This is a genomic window from Paenibacillus sp. CFBP13512, assembly GCF_005233705.1.
Taxonomy (GTDB): domain Bacteria; phylum Bacillota; class Bacilli; order Paenibacillales; family Paenibacillaceae; genus Saccharibacillus; species Saccharibacillus nuruki.
Window position 1 is genome coordinate 43,791 of record NZ_QGAD01000017.1, and the last position, 20,507, is coordinate 64,297.

11 protein-coding genes are annotated in these 20,507 nt (G+C 39.0%); 10 read left to right on the forward strand and 1 reads right to left on the reverse strand.

What is annotated here, in order from left to right:
• Positions 1-82: 82 nt before the first annotated feature.
• The 8 genes from uvrB (at position 83) to galU (PaeCFBP13512_RS19260) (ending at position 15,721) form a co-directional block, all read left to right on the forward strand.
• On the forward strand, positions 83-2,077 hold the full coding sequence (gene uvrB / locus PaeCFBP13512_RS19225; RefSeq protein WP_069328508.1) for an excinuclease ABC subunit UvrB: 1,995 nt from the start codon (positions 83-85) through the stop codon (positions 2,075-2,077).
• 212 nt (positions 2,078-2,289) lie between these two features.
• On the forward strand, positions 2,290-5,151 hold the full coding sequence (gene uvrA, locus PaeCFBP13512_RS19230; protein WP_069328507.1) for an excinuclease ABC subunit UvrA: 2,862 nt from the start codon (positions 2,290-2,292) through the stop codon (positions 5,149-5,151).
• Positions 5,152-5,383: 232 nt separating this feature from the next.
• On the forward strand, positions 5,384-6,469 hold the full coding sequence (locus PaeCFBP13512_RS19235; protein WP_241669434.1) for a S1C family serine protease: 1,086 nt from the start codon (positions 5,384-5,386) through the stop codon (positions 6,467-6,469).
• A gap of 96 nt (positions 6,470-6,565) precedes the next feature.
• Positions 6,566-8,488, forward strand: coding sequence for a stalk domain-containing protein (locus tag PaeCFBP13512_RS19240; protein ID WP_137225394.1), 1,923 nt, complete (start codon positions 6,566-6,568; stop codon positions 8,486-8,488).
• Between the two features lie 238 nt (positions 8,489-8,726).
• A complete protein-coding gene (locus tag PaeCFBP13512_RS19245; RefSeq protein WP_137225396.1) occupies positions 8,727-11,240 on the forward strand; it encodes a U32 family peptidase in 2,514 nt (837 codons plus the stop codon).
• Positions 11,241-11,577: 337 nt separating this feature from the next.
• A complete protein-coding gene (locus PaeCFBP13512_RS19250; protein WP_137225398.1) occupies positions 11,578-13,785 on the forward strand; it encodes a bifunctional alpha,alpha-trehalose-phosphate synthase (UDP-forming)/trehalose-phosphatase in 2,208 nt (735 codons plus the stop codon).
• A gap of 47 nt (positions 13,786-13,832) precedes the next feature.
• Positions 13,833-14,717, forward strand: a complete 885-nt coding sequence (gene galU, locus PaeCFBP13512_RS19255; protein ID WP_069328502.1) for a UTP--glucose-1-phosphate uridylyltransferase GalU — start codon at positions 13,833-13,835, stop codon at positions 14,715-14,717.
• A 110-nt stretch (positions 14,718-14,827) separates the two neighbouring features.
• Positions 14,828-15,721, forward strand: coding sequence for a UTP--glucose-1-phosphate uridylyltransferase GalU (galU, locus tag PaeCFBP13512_RS19260; protein ID WP_137225400.1), 894 nt, complete (start codon positions 14,828-14,830; stop codon positions 15,719-15,721).
• A 34-nt stretch (positions 15,722-15,755) separates the two neighbouring features.
• On the opposite strand, the gene PaeCFBP13512_RS19265 is transcribed toward galU (PaeCFBP13512_RS19260), so the two are convergent.
• Positions 15,756-18,032, reverse strand: coding sequence for an O-antigen ligase family protein (locus tag PaeCFBP13512_RS19265; RefSeq protein WP_342671993.1), 2,277 nt, complete (start codon positions 18,030-18,032; stop codon positions 15,756-15,758).
• A 340-nt stretch (positions 18,033-18,372) separates the two neighbouring features.
• On the opposite strand from PaeCFBP13512_RS19265, the gene PaeCFBP13512_RS19270 reads away from it, so the two are divergent.
• A complete protein-coding gene (locus PaeCFBP13512_RS19270; RefSeq protein WP_137225404.1) occupies positions 18,373-19,173 on the forward strand; it encodes an ABC transporter permease in 801 nt (266 codons plus the stop codon).
• A 27-nt stretch (positions 19,174-19,200) separates the two neighbouring features.
• The gene (locus PaeCFBP13512_RS19275; protein ID WP_137225406.1) at positions 19,201-20,505 is read left to right on the forward strand and encodes an ABC transporter ATP-binding protein; all 1,305 of its coding nucleotides are present in this window, start codon (positions 19,201-19,203) and stop codon (positions 20,503-20,505) included.
• Positions 20,506-20,507 lie beyond the last annotated feature (2 nt).

The following is a 20,507-nucleotide window of genomic DNA, read 5'->3' on the forward strand; positions in this document are numbered from 1 at the left end:
ATTCGGCACTTTGAGTAACGGTCTCTTTTGTTATTATCGGGCACGTGTAATTATATTTTAGACGATAGGGTGATGCAGGGCAATGAATGATATTGTTGTCAGCTCCAAGAAATTTGAAATACAGTCGGAATTCTCTCCTCAAGGCGATCAGCCTCAAGCGATAGATGAGTTGGTAAAAGGTATAGAACGAGGAGAAAAGTATCAGACTCTTCTCGGGGCAACCGGGACAGGTAAAACATTTACAATGGCACAAGTGATTGCCAAGGTGCAACGACCTACACTGGTTATTGCACATAACAAAACATTAGCGGCGCAATTAGCAGGGGAATTTAGAGACTTTTTCCCTAACAATTCTGTCGATTATTTTGTAAGTTATTATGACTATTATCAACCGGAAGCCTATATTCCGTCTTCAGATACGTATATTGAAAAAGATTCCAGTATCAATGAAGAGATCGATAAATTACGTCACTCAGCGACCAGTTCGTTATTTGAACGTCGTGATGTGATTATTGTAGCCAGTGTATCTTGTATCTATGGTCTGGGTTCACCTCAAGATTACGGCGGTTTGTTATTATCACTGCGTGTAGGTATGGAGAAGTCGCGTAATGAGATCTTATCTCGTCTCGTTGATATTCAGTATCAACGGAATGATATTAACTTTGTACGCGGTACGTTCCGTGTACGTGGTGATGTGATTGAGATTTTCCCTGCTTCTCGCGGAGAACAAGCGGTACGTATTGAATTGTTCGGTGACGAGATTGAACGGATTACTGAAATTGATGTGCTGACAGGTGAATTAGTCGGTGAACGCGAACATATTGCTATTTTCCCGGCATCTCACTTTGTTACCAAAGAAGAAACGCTTAAAGTAGCGCTTAAAAATATCGAACGTGAACTAGAAGAACGTCTTAAAGTGTTAAATGAACAAGGAAAGTTGCTAGAAGCACAACGTCTAGAGCAACGTACTAATTATGATCTTGAAATGATGAGAGAAGTAGGCTTCTGCTCCGGGATTGAGAACTATTCCGGTCCTCTTACTTTCCGTGAACGTGGAGATACTCCTTATACACTCATGGATTATTTTCCAGATGATATGTTGATTGTTGTCGATGAATCACATGTAACATTGCCGCAAATTAGAGCGATGTACAATGGTGACCAGGCGCGTAAAAGTGTACTGGTTGAGCATGGATTCCGTCTTCCATCAGCATTGGATAATCGCCCGCTTAAATTCGAAGAGTTCGAAGATAAAGTTAGTCAGATTGTGTTCGTTTCAGCGACACCAGGCCCTTATGAATTGGAACATTGTCAAGAAATGACTCAACAGATTATTCGTCCAACAGGGCTGCTTGATCCTATTATCGAAGTTCGTCCAACCAAAGGACAGATCGACGATATTATTGGAGAAATTCATTTACGTATTGAGCGAGATGAACGTGTACTGTTAACAACATTGACCAAGAAAATGTCGGAAGACCTTACCGATTACCTCAAAGAAATAGGAATCAAAGTCAGGTATCTGCATTCGGATATCAAGACATTAGAACGGATGTCGATCTTGCGTGATCTTCGTCTGGGAACGTTCCATGTTCTTGTCGGGATTAACTTGCTACGAGAAGGACTTGATTTACCTGAAGTATCTCTAGTAGCAATTTTGGATGCGGACAAAGAAGGATTCCTGCGTTCTGAACGTTCATTGATCCAGACTATTGGTCGTGCGGCACGTAACTCGGATGGTCGAGTCATTATGTATGGTGATCGTATTACAGATTCGATGCAGAAAGCTCTTTCAGAAACCGAGCGTCGTCGTAGTATTCAGATTGCCTATAATGAAGAACACGGTATAACTCCGCAAACGATCCGTAAAAAAATACGTGATGTTATCGAAGCGACCAAAGTGGCTGAAGGTAAAGCAAGTTATATGGAAGAGATCGGTAAAACGAAACTTTCCAAACGTGACCGTCAAGCACTGATCAGTCGTCTTGAACTGGAAATGAAAGAAGCAGCGAAAAATCTACAGTTTGAGCGTGCAGCGGAATTGCGAGATGCTGTGCTAGAACTCAAAGCTGAATAACATCTAGATTCTACAAAAACAGAGTACCTGTTACTCTTCATCTATGAATAGATAAATAATGAAGGTTGTTAAATATCCTGTGTTGTCTCCAGTGATGTTTGACAACCTTTATCATAGCTTACTGCTAAATGGATAGCATGCTCAATTAGAGATGTGGATATACAGAAATGTAGCAATTACTCCGGAAGCACCGGACTTGGAGGTTGGATTATTTGGCAAACAAATTTATCGAGGTCAAAGGTGCACGCGCACATAACCTCAAAAATATTGATATTAGTATCCCGCGCGATAGCTTTGTGGTATTAACAGGGTTAAGTGGATCAGGGAAATCTTCACTGGCATTTGATACGATTTATGCAGAAGGTCAACGTCGTTATGTCGAATCATTATCTGCGTATGCTCGTCAGTTTTTGGGACAGATGGAGAAGCCGGATGTAGATTCAATCGAAGGATTGTCTCCTGCAATTTCGATCGATCAGAAAACAACAAGTCGTAACCCTCGTTCTACAGTAGGTACAGTAACGGAGATTTATGACTATTTACGTCTTTTGTTTGCACGAGTAGGTCATCCTCATTGTCCTGTGCATGGAGTTGAGATTACGTCGCAAACGGTAGAGCAGATGGTTGACCGTATTATGGAATATCCAGAACGTACCCGTCTGCAAATTTTGGCACCAGTCATTTCTGGACGTAAAGGTGAACACAAAAGTATTTTCTCTGAAATCTCTAAGCAAGGATTTGTTCGTGCTCGTGTGAATGGCGAGATTAGAGATGTATCCGAAGATATTCAATTGGAAAAAAATAAAAAACATACCATTGAAGTTGTGGTTGACCGTATTGTAGTCAAAGAAGATGTAGCTACTCGTCTGGCAGATTCGATTGAGATGGCTTTGAAAATGTCTGGCGGTCAATTGCTGGTAGATATTATCGACAAAGAAGAACTTCGCTTTAGTTCCAACTTTGCGTGTCCGATCTGTGGATTCAGTATGGAAGAGTTATCCCCACGTATGTTTTCGTTTAACAGCCCGTTTGGAGCTTGTACTGAATGTGATGGTCTGGGTGTACGTATGGTTGTTGATCCAGATTTACTGATTCCTGATAAAAGTAAAACGATCGATCAAGGTGCTTTTCAAGCATGGAGTGGTGGATTATCGAACTATTATCCTCAATTTCTAAAATCAGTATGTGAGCATTACAAGATTCCGATTGATGTACCTGTATCTGAATTAAAAGAAGAGCAGATCAATCTGATTTTAAAAGGATCAGGTGAACAAAAGATTCGCTTCCGTTATGAAAGTGACTTTGGACAGAAAAAAGAAGCTCAAGTGCTGTTCGAAGGCATTGTTCATAATTTGGAACGTCGTTATAAAGATACGTCTTCAGATAGTATGCGTGAATATATCGAAGGATTTATGAGTGCGAAGCCTTGTCCGGTATGTAAAGGAAATCGTCTCAAAAAAGAAATTCTTGCAGTTACCGTTAATCAAGTGAATATTTCAGAAGTGACAGCGATGCCTATTGGCGATGCAACTACTTTTTTTGAAAATCTAGTATTGAGTGAAAAAGAACAAAGTATTGCTCGCTTAATTTTGAAAGAAATCGGTAGTCGTCTAGGATTCCTTGTTAATGTAGGTCTAGAATATTTGACGATGGCACGTGCGGCAGGAACATTATCCGGTGGTGAAGCACAGCGTATTCGCTTAGCGACACAGATCGGTTCTAGTCTAACCGGTGTACTTTATATTCTGGATGAGCCTAGTATTGGGCTACATCAACGGGATAATGATCGTCTGATTCATACGTTAGAGCATATGCGTGATCTAGGAAATACATTGATCGTGGTTGAGCATGATGAAGACACGATGATGGCGGCTGATCATATTATTGATATCGGGCCGGGTGCAGGAATCCATGGTGGGCATGTGATCGCAGAAGGAACACCTGCTGAGATTATGGCGCATCCTGATTCGTTGACAGGTCAATATCTAAGTGGACGCAAATTTATCCCTGTTCCTGCGAAGCGCCGTGAAGCAAGCGATCGTTGGTTAGAGATTCGTGGAGCCAAAGAAAACAATCTTAAAAATGTAAATGTTAAATTCCCTATTGGATTGTTTACAGCTGTAACGGGTGTATCCGGTTCTGGTAAATCAACACTCGTTAATGAAATCCTGTACAAAACATTAGCTCGTGATCTGAACAAAGCTAGAGTTCGTCCGGGTGAATATCGTGAAATCCGTGGACTAGAGCATGTGGATAAAGTAGTTGATATTGACCAATCACCTATCGGTCGTACACCACGTTCTAATCCAGCAACATATACAGGTGTATTCGATGATATTCGTGATTTATTCGCACAGACCAATGAAGCCAAAGTACGTGGTTACAAAAAAGGTCGCTTTAGCTTTAATGTTAAAGGTGGACGCTGTGAAGCTTGTCGCGGAGACGGTATTATCAAGATCGAAATGCACTTTTTGCCAGACGTATATGTACCTTGCGAAATCTGCAAAGGAAAACGTTATAACCGTGAGACACTTGAAGTGAAATACAAAAACAAAAGTATCTCAGATGTGCTTGAAATGACGGTGGAGGATGGCGTAGATTTCTTCCAAAACATTCCTCGTATTCAGCGTAAAATGCAAACACTATTCGATGTAGGTCTAGGTTATGTGAAGCTTGGACAACCTGCTACTACATTATCCGGTGGTGAAGCGCAACGTGTGAAATTGGCTTCTGAATTACATCGTCGTAGCACAGGTAAAACGATCTACATCTTGGATGAGCCGACAACAGGATTACATGTAGATGATATTGATCGTCTATTAACAGTACTTCATCGTCTAGTCGATTCTGGTGATTCCGTACTGGTGATTGAGCATAATCTGGATGTAATCAAAACAGCCGATTATTTGATCGATCTTGGTCCAGAAGGCGGTAGCGGTGGAGGTACGATTCTGGCATCGGGTAGCCCTGAACAATTAGTCAAAGTGAAGAATTCATACACAGGGCACTATCTCAAACCTATTTTGGAACGAGATACACAGCGTAGTCGTGAACTTGAAAGCAGTCAGGTTTAAACAATGAAATAAAGTAATCATAGCCAGTACATGTTGAATAAGGATACACATTCAGATGTACTGGCTTATTTTTGCCCAAATATGCTTATATTTATCAATGATTACCGAAAGATAGTTCTTCATGGCAATTGTGTCATACCTGTGCATATGCTACATTGGAATCAGACTATTGTTCCTACAACATGATGATTTTACAGGAACGTATACGCAACTATAGAAAGGCTGGATGAATTTGAAATTATTCCGATCCAAATTACCTGCACTTGTATTATTAACTTCTGTGTTGATGTTACCGGCACAACCATCGGTATGGGCATCGGATACAAGCGACGCTTCAAGTTATACATATTCATCTCCTAAGTATGCAGCTTCTACCACAAGTAATATTTCCAAAATTATTGCACGTATCTCTCCTTCTGTTGTCGGTATTGTAGGCACAGCCAGTGCGGAAGCGATTGCTGCTGAAGGCGGTTCAGGAGACGAAGAACCCGGCGGAACAGGTATTGCTTTCGGTTCAGGCGTTATCATTTCATCAGATGGATGGATTGTAACCAATGCCCATGTGATCGATAGTATGGAACCTGGAGCTAAAGTTATTACATCGGAAGCCAAAGGAAATAGCAAAACGTATTTGGTTAAAGAAATTTATAGCGATACGGTAAGTGATCTAGCCATTATCAAAATCAATGCTACATCACTAAAAGTTGCTTCTTTTGTATCTAGTAAAGAACAACCTGTTGTCGGCGAGCAAGTAGTAGCGATTGGAACACCGTTATCTCTTTCATTACGCAATTCAGCAACATCCGGTATTATTAGCGGGGTTAATCGTGCAGTCGATGCTTCGTACAAATTGCTTCAAACGGATGCAGCAATCAATCCGGGAAATAGCGGCGGTCCTTTAGTGAATATGGATGGTAAAGTGATCGGGATCAACACCATGAAATATGAAGCATTGGGCGTAGATAATCTTGGATTTACGATTCCAGCAGATACCGTTCAATATATTATTGGACAGTTATTCAAATACGGAGAAGTTCATCGGGCTTCGCTGGGGCTAGATTTTGAAGAAAGTGAAGATGCTCTTAGCGGTATGCCTACAGACGATGCATTGACTGTAGGAAAAGTGAACTCGACGATTGCTAGCAAAGCAGGGATCAAAAAAGGCGATATTCTCTACAGTGTAAATGGCAAAAAAGTACACACTGTTGTCGATTTGAACGAAATTCTCAAATCTTATGTACCCGGACAAAAGGTCAAACTTGTGATGCAATCGAATGGTGATATCGTGAATCGTCAAGTGAAATTAAGTAAAGAATAAGATACTTTTAGATCTAATAGTACCATTCAAAAAGTAAAGATCAGACATCGCTGTTGGAATTTCCAGCAAGCTTGGATACAGAAATGAGGAGCTTGAATGAGTAAGTGGTTGCGGATTACCGCTTCAAGTCTACTGGCTATTGTGCTCGTGTTGACCACCGTGTATGCAACAACAGGAACAGCATCGGCAGCAGCACTATTGGAATTGAAGATCAAAAAAGGCAGTACATCTGCAACGATCAATGGTCAAAAGCAAACGATCGTCAAACCTTACGAAAGTAATGGAATCACGATGGTGCAATTAGGTCTATTCACACGTGCATTCAAAGCACAGGTGAAGTTGCAAGAAAATGATTCAATCAAGTTGATGTATGGCAAACGTACGCTTTCGATGACAATCGGTAGCAAAAAAGCCTATCTCAATGGTTCTACATTTACATTGGATGCAGCTCCTGTGATGAAGTCAGGTATCTTAATGGTTCCTGTTCGCTCTGTAGCCAAAAGTATCGGTGCTAAGTTCAAAGTAGTATCCGGTCAAATGATTATCACGGTAGCTCCAGCCACAACAGATAGTGGTACAGATAAATCTACACATGTCGGTAAAACGAAAATAGGCAGTAGTAAATATCAATGGTCGATAAACTATCCAAGTGATCTGACGAACCTTGGTTTACAGGATGGCAAAAATGCAGCATTTATGGACAATGAAGCTAAATACTATCTGCAAATTTTTGTAGATCCTGAGATCGCTATGGTAGGTCAAGGTAGTGAGAGTGATCTACAAGATTTATTAGATGAATTGGTTTCTTCTGCTCAAGATGCTGGAGAAATGATCGTCGATCAAAAAGTAGTCAATAGCAGTAAAGGCAACTATGCTTATATTACTTCTAAAGATTCAGATGGCATTTTGTCTCAAACTCGTGTGTATACAGGGAATGGGCATGTTTATTATGTGATGTATGCTGATTCAGAAGCTACCAGTTACAAAGACTTTACTAAAGCTAAAGTAACTTCATTATTAAATTCGTTCAAAACGTCATTCAATAGTGCTGACAAAGCAATGGAAGATCTTGCTAGTAAAGAAGAAGATACAGGCACAGGCAAAACGTTAGAAGCTAGTGAATATGGTGTTTATATGGAACTTCCGGCTGATTTTGAAGCTAGTGAGAGCAGTGTAGATGCTTCTGCAAAAGATGGATCTTACGTCGCTGTTAATGTTTATAGCGCACCAGCAGGGAGTACGCTAGCAGAATGGTTACAGAAGATTCAAGGCTGGTTTGCAGACAATTTCAATAGCGATGCTTACCGTAACTTGGGTAGCGAGCAAAAAGAAATTGCAGGACAGACTGCGACTGTGAATAAGTTAGAATATACATTTGGTGATACATGGATGACTGAATATGAAGTCTTGTTCCAAAAAGACGGATATCGTTATTATATGGAATACAGTACGCCATCCGATAAAGCATCGAAAGATGCTGATTTCCAGGTGATGATCGATTCGTTGGAAATTGATTTCCCTACACTGGAAGAGAACTTTGGTTCATTACCTGTTGACTACTATTCACAAGATCGTAGCAAAGTAGCGACACATACATCGGAAGCGAATCATTACAGTGTAAAAGTTCCTCGTCATTGGACAAGCACAGACAATGATTACGAATCTTCTTATGTGTATTTCTCTCATACTGGTGGATCTTTCAATATTTCGACCAAGACAACCAGTTCTTTGGAAAAAGCAGTCACTCAATGGAAAGCGACATTTGAGGGTTCAGGTGATAATAATGTATATGGTGTAGAGCTATCTGAAGGCACGCCAACAACGTTTGCAGGTGTTCCTGCTTATACCTTTACAGCTAATTATCCAGATGCTACTCATCCGTATACAGGCACGTATACGATATTTACCAAAGGGAAAATGACGTATATCCTAGGTGATGAAGTAAACAATACTAACAATACACCTGTGCATCAAGCAGATTTAGCTAAAGTCTTAGCTTCTTTTCAATTAACCTCTTAAAATATGTAAGCAAGAATAGAGCTACCTTAACGGGTAGCTTTTTTCTTATGAATAAATGTGAAAAAAGATCATGATTTTCATTGAAAATTCAAGCAATAAGGTAGATAGACGCTCTTAGGTCTGTTACACTGGAATTAGAATAAATTTAAATCATATGATCTGTTGATAACAACGATGATGATAACTATTAAAAAAGTATTGCCAGAACTAAGGCAATCTAGGAGGATATAAATTCTACATGAGTGATACAGGGTTACGAAGAGAAGACGTGGAGCTTTTAGCACCTGCGGGTGACTGGGACTGCATGCGGGCGGCGGTAGCCAATGGGGCAGACGCAGTCTTTTTTGGCGTGGAGAAGTTCAATGCACGGGCGCGGGCGAATAATTTCCGGATGGATGAGTTGCCTGAGATTATGTCTTTTTTGCATAGTTATGGAGTCAAAGGGTTTTTAACCTTTAATATACTGGTATTTGAAAATGAATTAGCCGATGCGCGTGAATTGATTGACGCTTGCGTCGTTGCAGGTGTGGATGCAGTTATCGTACAGGATTTGGGATTGGTTAAAATGATCCGTGAAATTTCACCGGATTTCCCGATTCATGGTTCGACGCAGATGACGATTACATCACCAGAAGCGGTTGAATTTACGAAGCCATTTGATATCGAACGTGTCGTTCTAGGACGTGAAAATAACCTGAAACAAATCAAAAAAATCGGTGAGCAAGCACGTCTGCCGATGGAAGTATTTGTTCATGGAGCACTATGTGTATCTTACTCCGGTCAGTGTCTAACTTCTGAAATGTGGGGCGGACGTTCAGCAAACCGTGGCGAATGTGCACAAGCTTGTCGTTTGCCATATGATTTGATGGTTGATGGCACGCAGAAGATTATGGGAGACGTAACGTATTTGCTTTCTCCTAAAGATCTAGCAGCTATCGATATTATGCCTGAACTGATCGAAGCAGGAGTGACTTCTTTCAAAATTGAAGGCCGTCTCAAAACACCTGAATATGTAGCCAACGTTGTGAGTAAATACCGTAAAGCGATCGATCGTTATTTTGAAGGTGATCGGGATTCGATTACACGTGAAGATATTCGTGAATTGGAACAAAGCTTTTCCCGTGGATTCACTCATGGTTTCTTAGATGGAACGAACAATAAGAAGTTAGTAGACGGTACATTCCCGAAAAGCCGTGGTGTTTATATGGGACGTGTCGAGCAAGTCTTGCGTGATGGGGTAGTCTGTCGCTTAGAAGCTCCGCTTAAACGTGGAGACGGTATCGTATTTGATGCTGGAGATCCTACGCAAAAAGAGCAGGGTGGACGCGTCTATGATCTACGTCGTAAAGGCGTAAAAATCGAAGGCGAAGCTGATGAGACATGGATGGTCGATATTGTTCCAGGACGTAACGATGTTAATTTGCATCGTGTACATGTAGGCGATAAAGTCTGGAAAACAAACGATCCTGCACTGGATAAACGGATGAGACAAAGTTTTGATACTGAGAAGCCTTACCGTGTATTCCCTGTTCATGTCAAAGCTGTTGGTCATGTAGGTCAGCCTTTAGTAACATGGTGGACCGATGTACAAAAAGGAGTCACAGTACGTGTCGACTCTGAAATGGAACTGGAGATCGCTGCTAAGCGTCCGATGACTTCTGAATTATTGGAAGAACAATTCGGTCGTCTGGGAGGAACTGTGTTCCAATTGGATCAATTAGAAGTTCAATTGCATGGCGATATTATTATCCCGATGCGTGAGCTTAACAATATTCGTCGTCAGGCGGTAGAACAACTTGCAGGAGAGCGTCCGAAGCCTCCGGTATATATTCAACGTGATATCGAAGTCTACAGCGATGCTGTGGCGGCATCTGCACCTGTACAAGGAACGGCTGCTACATTAACAGCATTATGTCGTAGTGTAGAGCAAGTCGAAGCAGCACTACAAGCTGGAATCGAAATGATCTATGCAGACTTTGAATTTATCAAGCAATTTCCAGCAGCTGTGGCAGCTGTACGTGCAGCTGGCAAAAAAATTGCTTTAGCTACACCTCGTATTCATATGCCTGGTGAAAATGGATATCATGCGAATATTTTACGTTTACAACCCGATGCGGTATTGGTGCGTAATACAGGAGCATTATATTACTATTTAAGCCGTCGTCAGACACACCCAGAAGAGAACCATCCTGAATTGATCAGCGATTTCTCATTGAATGTAGCCAATCACAAAACAGTAGATCTATTCTTAGAAGCAGGTGTAGACCGGATTACTCCTTCATATGATTTGAATATTCAACAAATGGTTGATTTATTAAGTCGCACGAAGACTTCTCAATTAGAAGTGGTTATTCATCAACATATGCCGATGTTCCATACAGAGCATTGTGTATACTGTACATTTTTGAGTGAAGGGACAGACTATACCAACTGTGGTCGTCCTTGTGAAGAGAAACGTGTTTCGTTGCAAGACCGGATTGGGATGTCTCATCCTGTACGTGTAGATGAAGGATGCCGGAATACTGTTTATAATGCGATCGAGCAATCAGGTGCAGAATATCTAAGTGACTTCTTGAACTTGGGCGTACCTAGTTATCGCATTGAGTTCTTGGAAGAAACGCCAGAGCAAGTGATAGAAGTCATCGAATTGTACACCAAAGCATTACGTGGTGAAATCAACGGAACTCAAGTATGGCGTACGCTAAAAGCAACCAATCAATTAGGCGTAACCCGCGGACAATTGGTTAAATAATTATAAAAATACAGATTCAATCTTAAGAGAATGCCTTGTGCATTCTCTTTTTTTATATTCGATAAAGTGTCTATTTAGAGACAAATCCAGGACGTAGAGAATCCTTTTTGTAGGGATTATTTTTCCAGATAGAGAGCGGATGAAAAGGCTCTCATGGTGTTGGGTCGCTAAGAATGTTGAGTCGTACATATCAATTAAGGGTAATTTGCATAAGCAATGACTTTACTGCCGGTGAAGTCAAATGAAAGAAATTGTCTTGTTATTCAGGCGATTTACACATAGTAAAGAGTAAACCAATCACATAACTATTCAATTATTGTTAAGGAGAGGGGATTCAATGAGTAAAATTATTTTTGTATCCAACCGTTTACCTGTAACTGTAAAAAAAAGTGAAACAGAGATTGAATATAGTAAGAGTATAGGTGGACTAGCTACAGGTCTTAAAAGCTACCACGAACAATCGGATAGTCTATGGGCTGGATGGCCTGGTGTAGCTAAAGACGATCTTAACGAAGAAGAAACACAAACGATCAGTAATGAATTGCAAGAATCCTATAACTGTTTGCCTATCTTTTTGTCTGAACAAGAAATAGAGCAATATTATCATGGATTCTGTAACGAAACGATCTGGCCGTTATTCCACTATTTCAACGACAAAGCGGAATACACAACAGATACATGGGATGCTTATAAAAACGTCAATCAGAAGTTTTTTGATGCGTTAGAACCTGAGATTGGACCAAATGATACAATCTGGATACATGATTATCAATTGATGTTACTTCCACAGATGATCAGAGAAAAATATCCCGATACTCAAATTGGGTTTTTTCTGCATATTCCATTCCCTTCTTTCGAAATCTATCGCTTGCTCATTTGGCGTGAAGAGATTTTACAAGGATTGCTTGGTGCAAATCTGATCGGATTCCATACTTATGATTATGTACGTCACTTTTTAAGTAGTGTACGTAGACTTTTAGGTAAAGAACATAATTTGTACAAAATCAATGGAGAAACACATACCACTCAAGTCGATGCCTTCCCAATGGGAATTGACTATGATTATTTTGCAGCACCGACTCAATCTCAAAACTTGTCTTCGGAAGCGCAAGAATTTATCGAAAGTACGAAGAGTGTACAAAATATTATCTCGGTCGATCGCTTAGATTACACTAAAGGGATTCCAGATCGTATTAAAGCGTTCAAACAATTTTTGGCGCAATACCCGGAATATCATGAAAAAGTACGCTTAAACCTTATCGTAGCCCCTTCTCGCGTCGGTGTAGAAGCTTACGATTCACTTAAACGTGAAATCGAAGAGTTGGTTAGTGAGGTTAATGGTAAATACGGTACACTCAGTTGGATGCCTGTATGGTTCTTTTTCCGTACATTTACGCAAGATGATCTGATTGCTTTCTACCGTAATAGTGATGTGTTATTAGTGACTCCTCTACGGGATGGAATGAATCTAGTAGCGAAAGAGTATATTGCTTCTCGCACAGATTACAAAGGTATGATTGTTCTTAGCGAAACAGCAGGAGCAGCTAGTGAACTAGGTGAAGGTGTTATTGTAAATCCGAATGATTATGGTGAGATCGCTGCCGGTATCAAAACAGCATTAGATATGCCAGATCATGAGAAAATCGAACGTAACAAAATGTTACATGTTCGCCTTTCCCGTTATAATGTGAAATTCTGGGCAGATGAATTCCTAGAAGCCCTTAAAAATACAACAGAAGAACAGACACCGACTCGTCCACTTCTGAATCTTAAATCTGGATATTCAGATATGGAGAAAGTATATAGTGATTCTGAAAAACGCCTACTATTCTTAGATTACGATGGTACACTGGTGGGATTTAAGCCGACTCCAGAACAAGCGAAGCCAGACGAAGAATTGAAGCAGTTGCTTGCTGGTCTGTGCGCAGATCCTCGTAATACCGTAGTTATCATTACAGGACGAGATCGTTTTGTAATGGAAAAATGGTTAGGAGATTTGGATCTTCATATTATTGCTTCTCATGGATTATGGTTCCGTAAGCCAAGAGCAGACGAAGATTGGATGATGACCGTTAACGTAGACAACGATTGGAAAGATACGATTCGTCATATTTTAGAGAAATATACAGATCGTACGCCAGGTTCGTTGATTGAAGAAAAAGAATACTCGTTAGCATGGCATTACAGACAGTGTGAACCTGATATGATCGGACTCAAACGCGATGAGCTGAAAGAAGCATTATTGTCGATTACGAATTCGATGACTATCGGTGTACTCGAAGGTAATAAAGTGCTAGAAGTGAAAGATAACCGTATTAACAAAGGTCATGGAGCACATTTATTGCTACGTGATCAGGAATATGACTTTATTTTAGGTGTAGGCGATGATACAACCGATGAAGATTTGTTCTCAGCGCTTCCTAAAGATTCATATTCGGTTAAAATCGGAACAGGCAACACGCATGCCAATTATCGTTTGAAATCGGTCAAAGATATGCGCTTATTGCTTAAACGATTAGTGACACAAAATAAACAAGAAGTATAATATATAATCTATAGATGCAAAACAGCATAGAAAAAGGAGTTTGAATCATGAAAATTCGTAAAGCGATTATCCCAGCGGCAGGACTAGGAACACGTTTCTTACCTGCAACCAAAGCAATGCCTAAAGAAATGTTACCGATCGTAGATAAACCAACGATCCAATACATTATTGAAGAAGCTGTAGCTTCGGGTATCGAAGACATTATTATCGTTACTGGTAAAGGCAAACGTGCGATCGAAGATCATTTCGATTATTCGTTTGAATTGGAACAGAATTTAGAAGAAAAAGAAAAGTGGAAATTACTTGATGCCGTACGTGAGTCTTCGGAGATGGCAGATATTCACTATATTCGTCAAAAAGAACCGAAAGGTTTGGGACATGCCATCTGGTGTGCTCGTAAATTTATCGGGGATGAGCCGTTTGCAGTGCTTCTAGGCGATGATATTGTAGAATCAGATGTTCCTTGCCTGAAGCAGATGATGGATGTCTACGAGAAGCATGAGTCTTCTGTAGTCGGTGTGAAAGAAGTACCATGGGAACATGTATCTCGTTACGGACTTGTCGATGCTGAACCGACAACCGAATCAGATCGTTTGTACAAAACAAACGGTTTGGTAGAGAAACCACCACGTGAAGAAGCACCTTCTAACCTGGCAATTATGGGTCGTTACATTTTGACTCCAGAAATCTTTGATATTTTAGGTAATCAAGATGCAGGTGCAGGTGGAGAAATCCAGTTAACGGATGCGATTTCCAAATTGGGTGAACAGCAAGATATCTTTGCTTATCAATTCGAAGGATTACGCCATGATGTTGGTGAGAAAAGTGGATTTGTTCAAACAACGATCCATTATGCATTACAGCATCCTGAACTACGTGAATCGACATTAGAATATTTGCATGAAATTATGGCAAAAGAAGAAAATAAATAATAAACAAAAGACTTTCTCTACTAAAGAGAAAGTCTTTTGTTTTGTATATTGGTTTATATAAGGGGAATGAAGTATATTATATCTAATCATAGATATAGAGGAGAATTACATTGAAAATCCGTAAAGCGATTATTCCAGCAGCAGGACTAGGAACACGTTTCTTACCTGCAACCAAAGCGATGCCCAAAGAAATGTTACCGATTGTAGATAAACCAACCATTCAATATATTATCGAAGAAGCTGTAGCTTCGGGTATCGAAGATATTATTATCGTTACCGGTAAAGGCAAGCGTGCCATCGAAGATCATTTCGATTCTTCATTTGAATTAGAACATAATCTAGCAGAAAAAGAGAAGTGGGCATTACTTGAGGCTGTACGTAAGCCTTCTGAAATGGCAGATATTCATTATATTCGTCAAAAAGAACCCAAAGGCTTAGGCCATGCGATCTGGTGTGCTCGTAAATTTATCGGCAATGAACCTTTTGCTGTTTTACTTGGAGACGATATTGTGGAGTCTAATACACCTTGCTTGAAGCAGATGATGGATGTCTATGAAGAGTACGAATCATCTGTTGTAGGTGTCAAAGAAGTACCATGGGAACATGTATCTCGTTATGGCATTGTCGATTCTTCACCTTTGTCAGATCGCTTGTATCAAGCTAAAGGGTTGGTTGAAAAGCCAGCCAGAGAAGATGCTCCTTCTAATCTTGCGATCATGGGAAGATATATTTTAACGCCAGAGATTTTTAATATTTTAGGCGAACAACAAGTTGGCGTAGGTGGAGAAATTCAGCTGACAGATGCCATTTCTCAATTGGCATTAAAAGAAAGAATTCTAGCTTATCAATTTGAAGGATTACGTCATGATGTTGGTGAGAAAAGCGGTTTTGTCCAAACAACGATTCATTATGCCTTACAGCATCCTGAGTTGCGAGAAGAAACCCTGCGTTACTTAAAAGCCATATTACTGCAAGAAGAACAAAAAAAGACTTTCTCTAATTAAGAGAAAGTCTTTTTTGTTCAAATCAACACTACTATTATTTACCGCTATAATCCATATTTGCAATCGTATTAATTTGTTCTTTTTCTTTTGCATCTATTTTGATTAACTTATCATAGATGGCTTGATCATTTTGTTTATCCTTTTTCAAAGCAGCTAGATAATAACGAGCAACTTCACGATTGGTTTGATCATTCAGATCGTCAGCTAATCCTAATTTGAATGTGGATGCTGCATCAGCTGTTTTACCTTGCATTAATTGAATTTTACCAATATTCAAAGCAATTTTAGGTGTAACAGCAAAAGCACGACCTTGTAGCTGTCCTGTAGGTAATGTTTTCAAGTATTCTACCCCAGCTTGTACTTCTTTATAAGCGTTTAGACCGGCATTGAAATATTTCTCTTGAGCAGCTGTATCTTTTTTCTCATAAGCTTGATTACCCAGCGCATAAGCTTGAGTAATTACACCTTCATACCACTCAATATCCCATTTGTATTTCGGAATACTGTTTACAAGTAGATCAAAGGCTACATCTGATTTTCCACCCAATTGGTAAGCGGTAACTAATTGTTTCACAATATTTTTATTAAATGGTTCTTTTTCCTGCGTTTTAGTAAGAAGAGCAATATCTTCATTGTAATATTGTTCATCTTTAGTTTGTTGGAATACTTGCGTTAATAAGGAACCCATAAATACGACTCCCTCAGGGAATGTACTACGTATAGTAAGTGCTTTATCGAGTGGAGCACGGATATCTTCATAGCTTGGACTTGCTACTTGAGAAGCTTTCTGAGCATCCATAACATCTCCAGAAGCGACCGAGAAGCGAAGTGAAGTAAAAGCAACGATAATTGCAACGAGACCGATCAAAGATACATAGATCCCCCGGATCATACCAGCAGGAGCTTTCAATCGTTTGAGTGGCGTTAAATCCATTGCCGAAGCCATACCACCTAGACCTAGAAAGACTAAAATGCTCATATAAGCATAACTTAAGTTAAAATCAAGCAAACTATGCATTAAGATCGATACAACGATAATAAAGTAAATAAAGTGAGATTCTTTACCGGCACGATCTGTTTTGAAATAACCACGAATATATTTGTAGAAAATAAACCCAACAAACAAGATAAAGATGATAAAACCAATTACACCAACTTCAACTAAATACTGAATAAAGAAGTTATGTGCTTGACGGCTGACATACGGGTTATTCTGGTACGCTTCATAAGAAGCACCCCAAGCTCCGCCCCCTGCGCCGAACAATGGATAATCACGTAATAATTTCATAGCATCACGATAAAAAGTAAAACGTTCTAGTACACTACTTTGCTGGAAGTTAATATTCTCAAAACGCACACGAATATTAGCTGGCAATAGATTACGCAGATTCGTCGCAATTAGTAAAACAAGCATAAGGATACCGAGTAGAGCAGAACCAATAGGAATCCATAGACTCGCTCCACGACGTGCTGTCCATCCTTCTACACCGACTTCAAGCTTAGGTGCAATGTAGCGTCCAACAAGCATAATCAGTACGCCTGCGATTAAGGAAGCGATTAATAGATAAGCCCAACCTTTAGCAGCAACAGCCCCATCATACTTAGCGATCACTTGTAGTCCAATAGCTGTTACTGGATTCAAAATGACTGCTGTTGCAATACCTGCAATCACCAGATTAATAAACCATAGTATCTGTTGAGCAGGGCGAAGTAATAGAAGCAAAATAAGTAATACAAATGGTAAAACAACTAAACCACCACGAGAAAGAGTAAGAATTAAAGCTAAAATAACAGGAACTAACATAAATCCGTGAATCAACTGGTCATACCATGTTCTAAGGCGACTGGCATTAAAGAGCCCCGCAAACATAATAGCCATCAAGAAAGCTGCATATGTATTCGCATATTGGAATACAGAAGTTAAACGCCAACCGTTGGAATCTTGCATGATGGCATCAGTGTAGACGCCATTAGTTACTCCATTAGAGAACCAGGATACTAAGTGCCCACCTAGATAACCTTGACCGAACCAACTGATATATCCAAAGAAGACAATAAGATAAGCTGAACCCATCAATGTAATCTGAATAATCTTATTGGAGACACGATCACGTAACAGATAGATGCCAATTACAAAAATAAATGCGTACATCCATTGAATTAGCACCATATTTACGGCATAATGCCAAGAGGCAGCCGAAAACATAGAGATCATATACGAGAGAGGAAGCAAAATGATTAATAATGCGACCATATCACGTTGATCATTCAATTGGACCTTTTTGTTGAACTGAATAAGTCCTAGAATCATAAGGATACATACCAACATGATTGCCCAAAAGAGCGGCTTCTCAAAACTTATGCCTAGACCATTAAATAATGCAATTTGAAACGGGGCCCATAATAAAAACAAAATCATACAGATATTAAGGACCCAAAACATACTTCCCCGTTTTTCGTCCTCAGTGGACGCTTTAAACTGTTTGCCGTATACTTGATTAGCCAATGTTTTAAACTCCTTTACATAAGGGATACTAAGACATTCTATCACAATTGCTATATTAATATAAATATTTGCAAGAGCCTATGGTATTATAACTTTTCAAAATAGTTATTTGAGTATTTAGTTTAATAGATGGAGAGGGAAGAAAATGATTTCAAAAGCGAAGAATTATTTTAAAAGAAATCGAAATATTGTTGTGCAGTTTGTGAAAAGAGAAACTGCAAGTCGTTACAAAGGTTCTTATCTAGGTTTTTTATGGTCTGTATTGACCCCATTATTAATGTTGATTGTATATACATTTGTATTTGGAGAAATATTTCAAGCTAAATGGCATGCAGAGAGTACAAACAAGCTTGAATATGCTGTTATTATTTTTGCCGGGTTAACCACGTATAATTTATTCAGTGAAGTTGTTGGACGCTCTCCATTTTTAATTTTGAGTAATACGAATTATGTCAAAAAAGTAGTCTTTCCATTAGAAGTGTTTCCTGTTATAGCAGTCGGATCCGCATTAGTAAATGCTGCTATTAACTTTGTTCTAATTGCTATATTTACCGTTATAGTTAATCATACTTTACATTGGACAGTTATTTTATTGCCTATTGTAATATTACCATTACTATTTTTTACTTTGGGAGTTTCTTGGCTTTTATCAGCATTAGGTGTATTTTTAAGAGATATTGGACAAGTTATTGCTATTGTTATTCAAGCATTAATGTTATTGAGTCCTATTTTGTATTCAGTAGATACTATTCCGTTAAAGTTTAGATGGTTTTATTATTTAAATCCAATTACTTATTTTGTAGGCGATATACGTAATGTTATGATTTGGGGAAAAGTACCAATTTTATCTATATTTGTATTAGAGTTATTAGTTTCAATTATTATTTGTGTAGTCGGATTATTCTTTTTCAGAAAAACAAAGCATGGGTTTGCTGACGTGATGTAAATATCTCAAGAAATAAGGTGTCTATTAATGAGTATATCCATAAAAGTCACAGATGTATCCAAAACATATCGCATATATGATAAACCTATGGATCGTCTAAAACAGACTTTAAATAAAAATAAAAATTATTATAGAGATTTTCCAGCATTACAAAAAATGTCGTTTGAAGTTTTTACTGGAGAAGCTGTTGGTATAGTTGGAAGAAATGGTTCAGGAAAAAGTACATTATTACAAATGATTGCAGGTACTCTTTCTCCTTCAAGCGGAGAGATTAAAGTATATGGTCGAGTAGCAGCGCTTTTGGAATTGGGGAGCGGATTCAATCCTGAATTTACTGGTAGAGAAAACATTTATCTTAATGGTGCTATTCTTGGTGTTACGAAAGAAGAAATGGATGAAAGGCTAGATGATGTACTGAAATTTGCAGATATTGGAGATTTTATAGATCAGCCTGTTAAAACCTATTCTAGTGGTATGTATGTTCGCTTGGCATTTGCTGTATCCATAAATGTAGATCCTGATATATTAATTGTAGACGAAGCATTAGCAGTAGGAGACGGAAGATTTCAGCTCAAATGTTTTGAAAAAATAAAGTCTTTAAAAGAAGCTGGAAAAACCATCTTAGTAGTTTCGCACGATTTACAGACGATAAGACAAATTTGTGATAGGGTAATGTTAATTAATCAGGGCGAGTTTTTAGAAATGGGTAGTCCTAACGATGTTGTTAATCATTACACTAAAATATTGTTTTCAAATAAATTAGTAGATGAAGATATAGATTCATATCCATCGACATCAGTTGAAAAAAGTAAAATTCAAAATAATGAATTTGCGCGTGCTAATTCAGGCGATGTAGCTGCTCAAGAATATCGTTATGGTAGTAATGAAGGTTTGATAGAAACATGTGATCTATGCGATTCGAATGGTGTTAGCGTTAATTCTTTTACATCTTCAGATAAGATAACCGTTTCTTTTAAAGTCAAAGCGTATAAACATATTCCACAACCTATTTATGCTTTAACAGTCAAATCTGTAAAAGGATTAGAAGTATACGGAACCAATACGTATTTTCAAAATATGAAATTTAAACCCTTACATGATGGTGAGGAGGCTGAAATTACATTTACACAATCGATGAGACTAATGCCAGGAGATTATTTTGTATCCTTAGGATTTGTAGAATTAATTGATGGTGATATTGTGCCATTGGATCGTCGATATGATGTTTTAGAAATGAAAATACTTCCTAAAGCAGGGGATAGAAGCTTTGGAATCGCTAATTTGGAAAGCGAAGTCCACATCAAGTATGACAGTCTTGTTAAGGAGATCTAAAC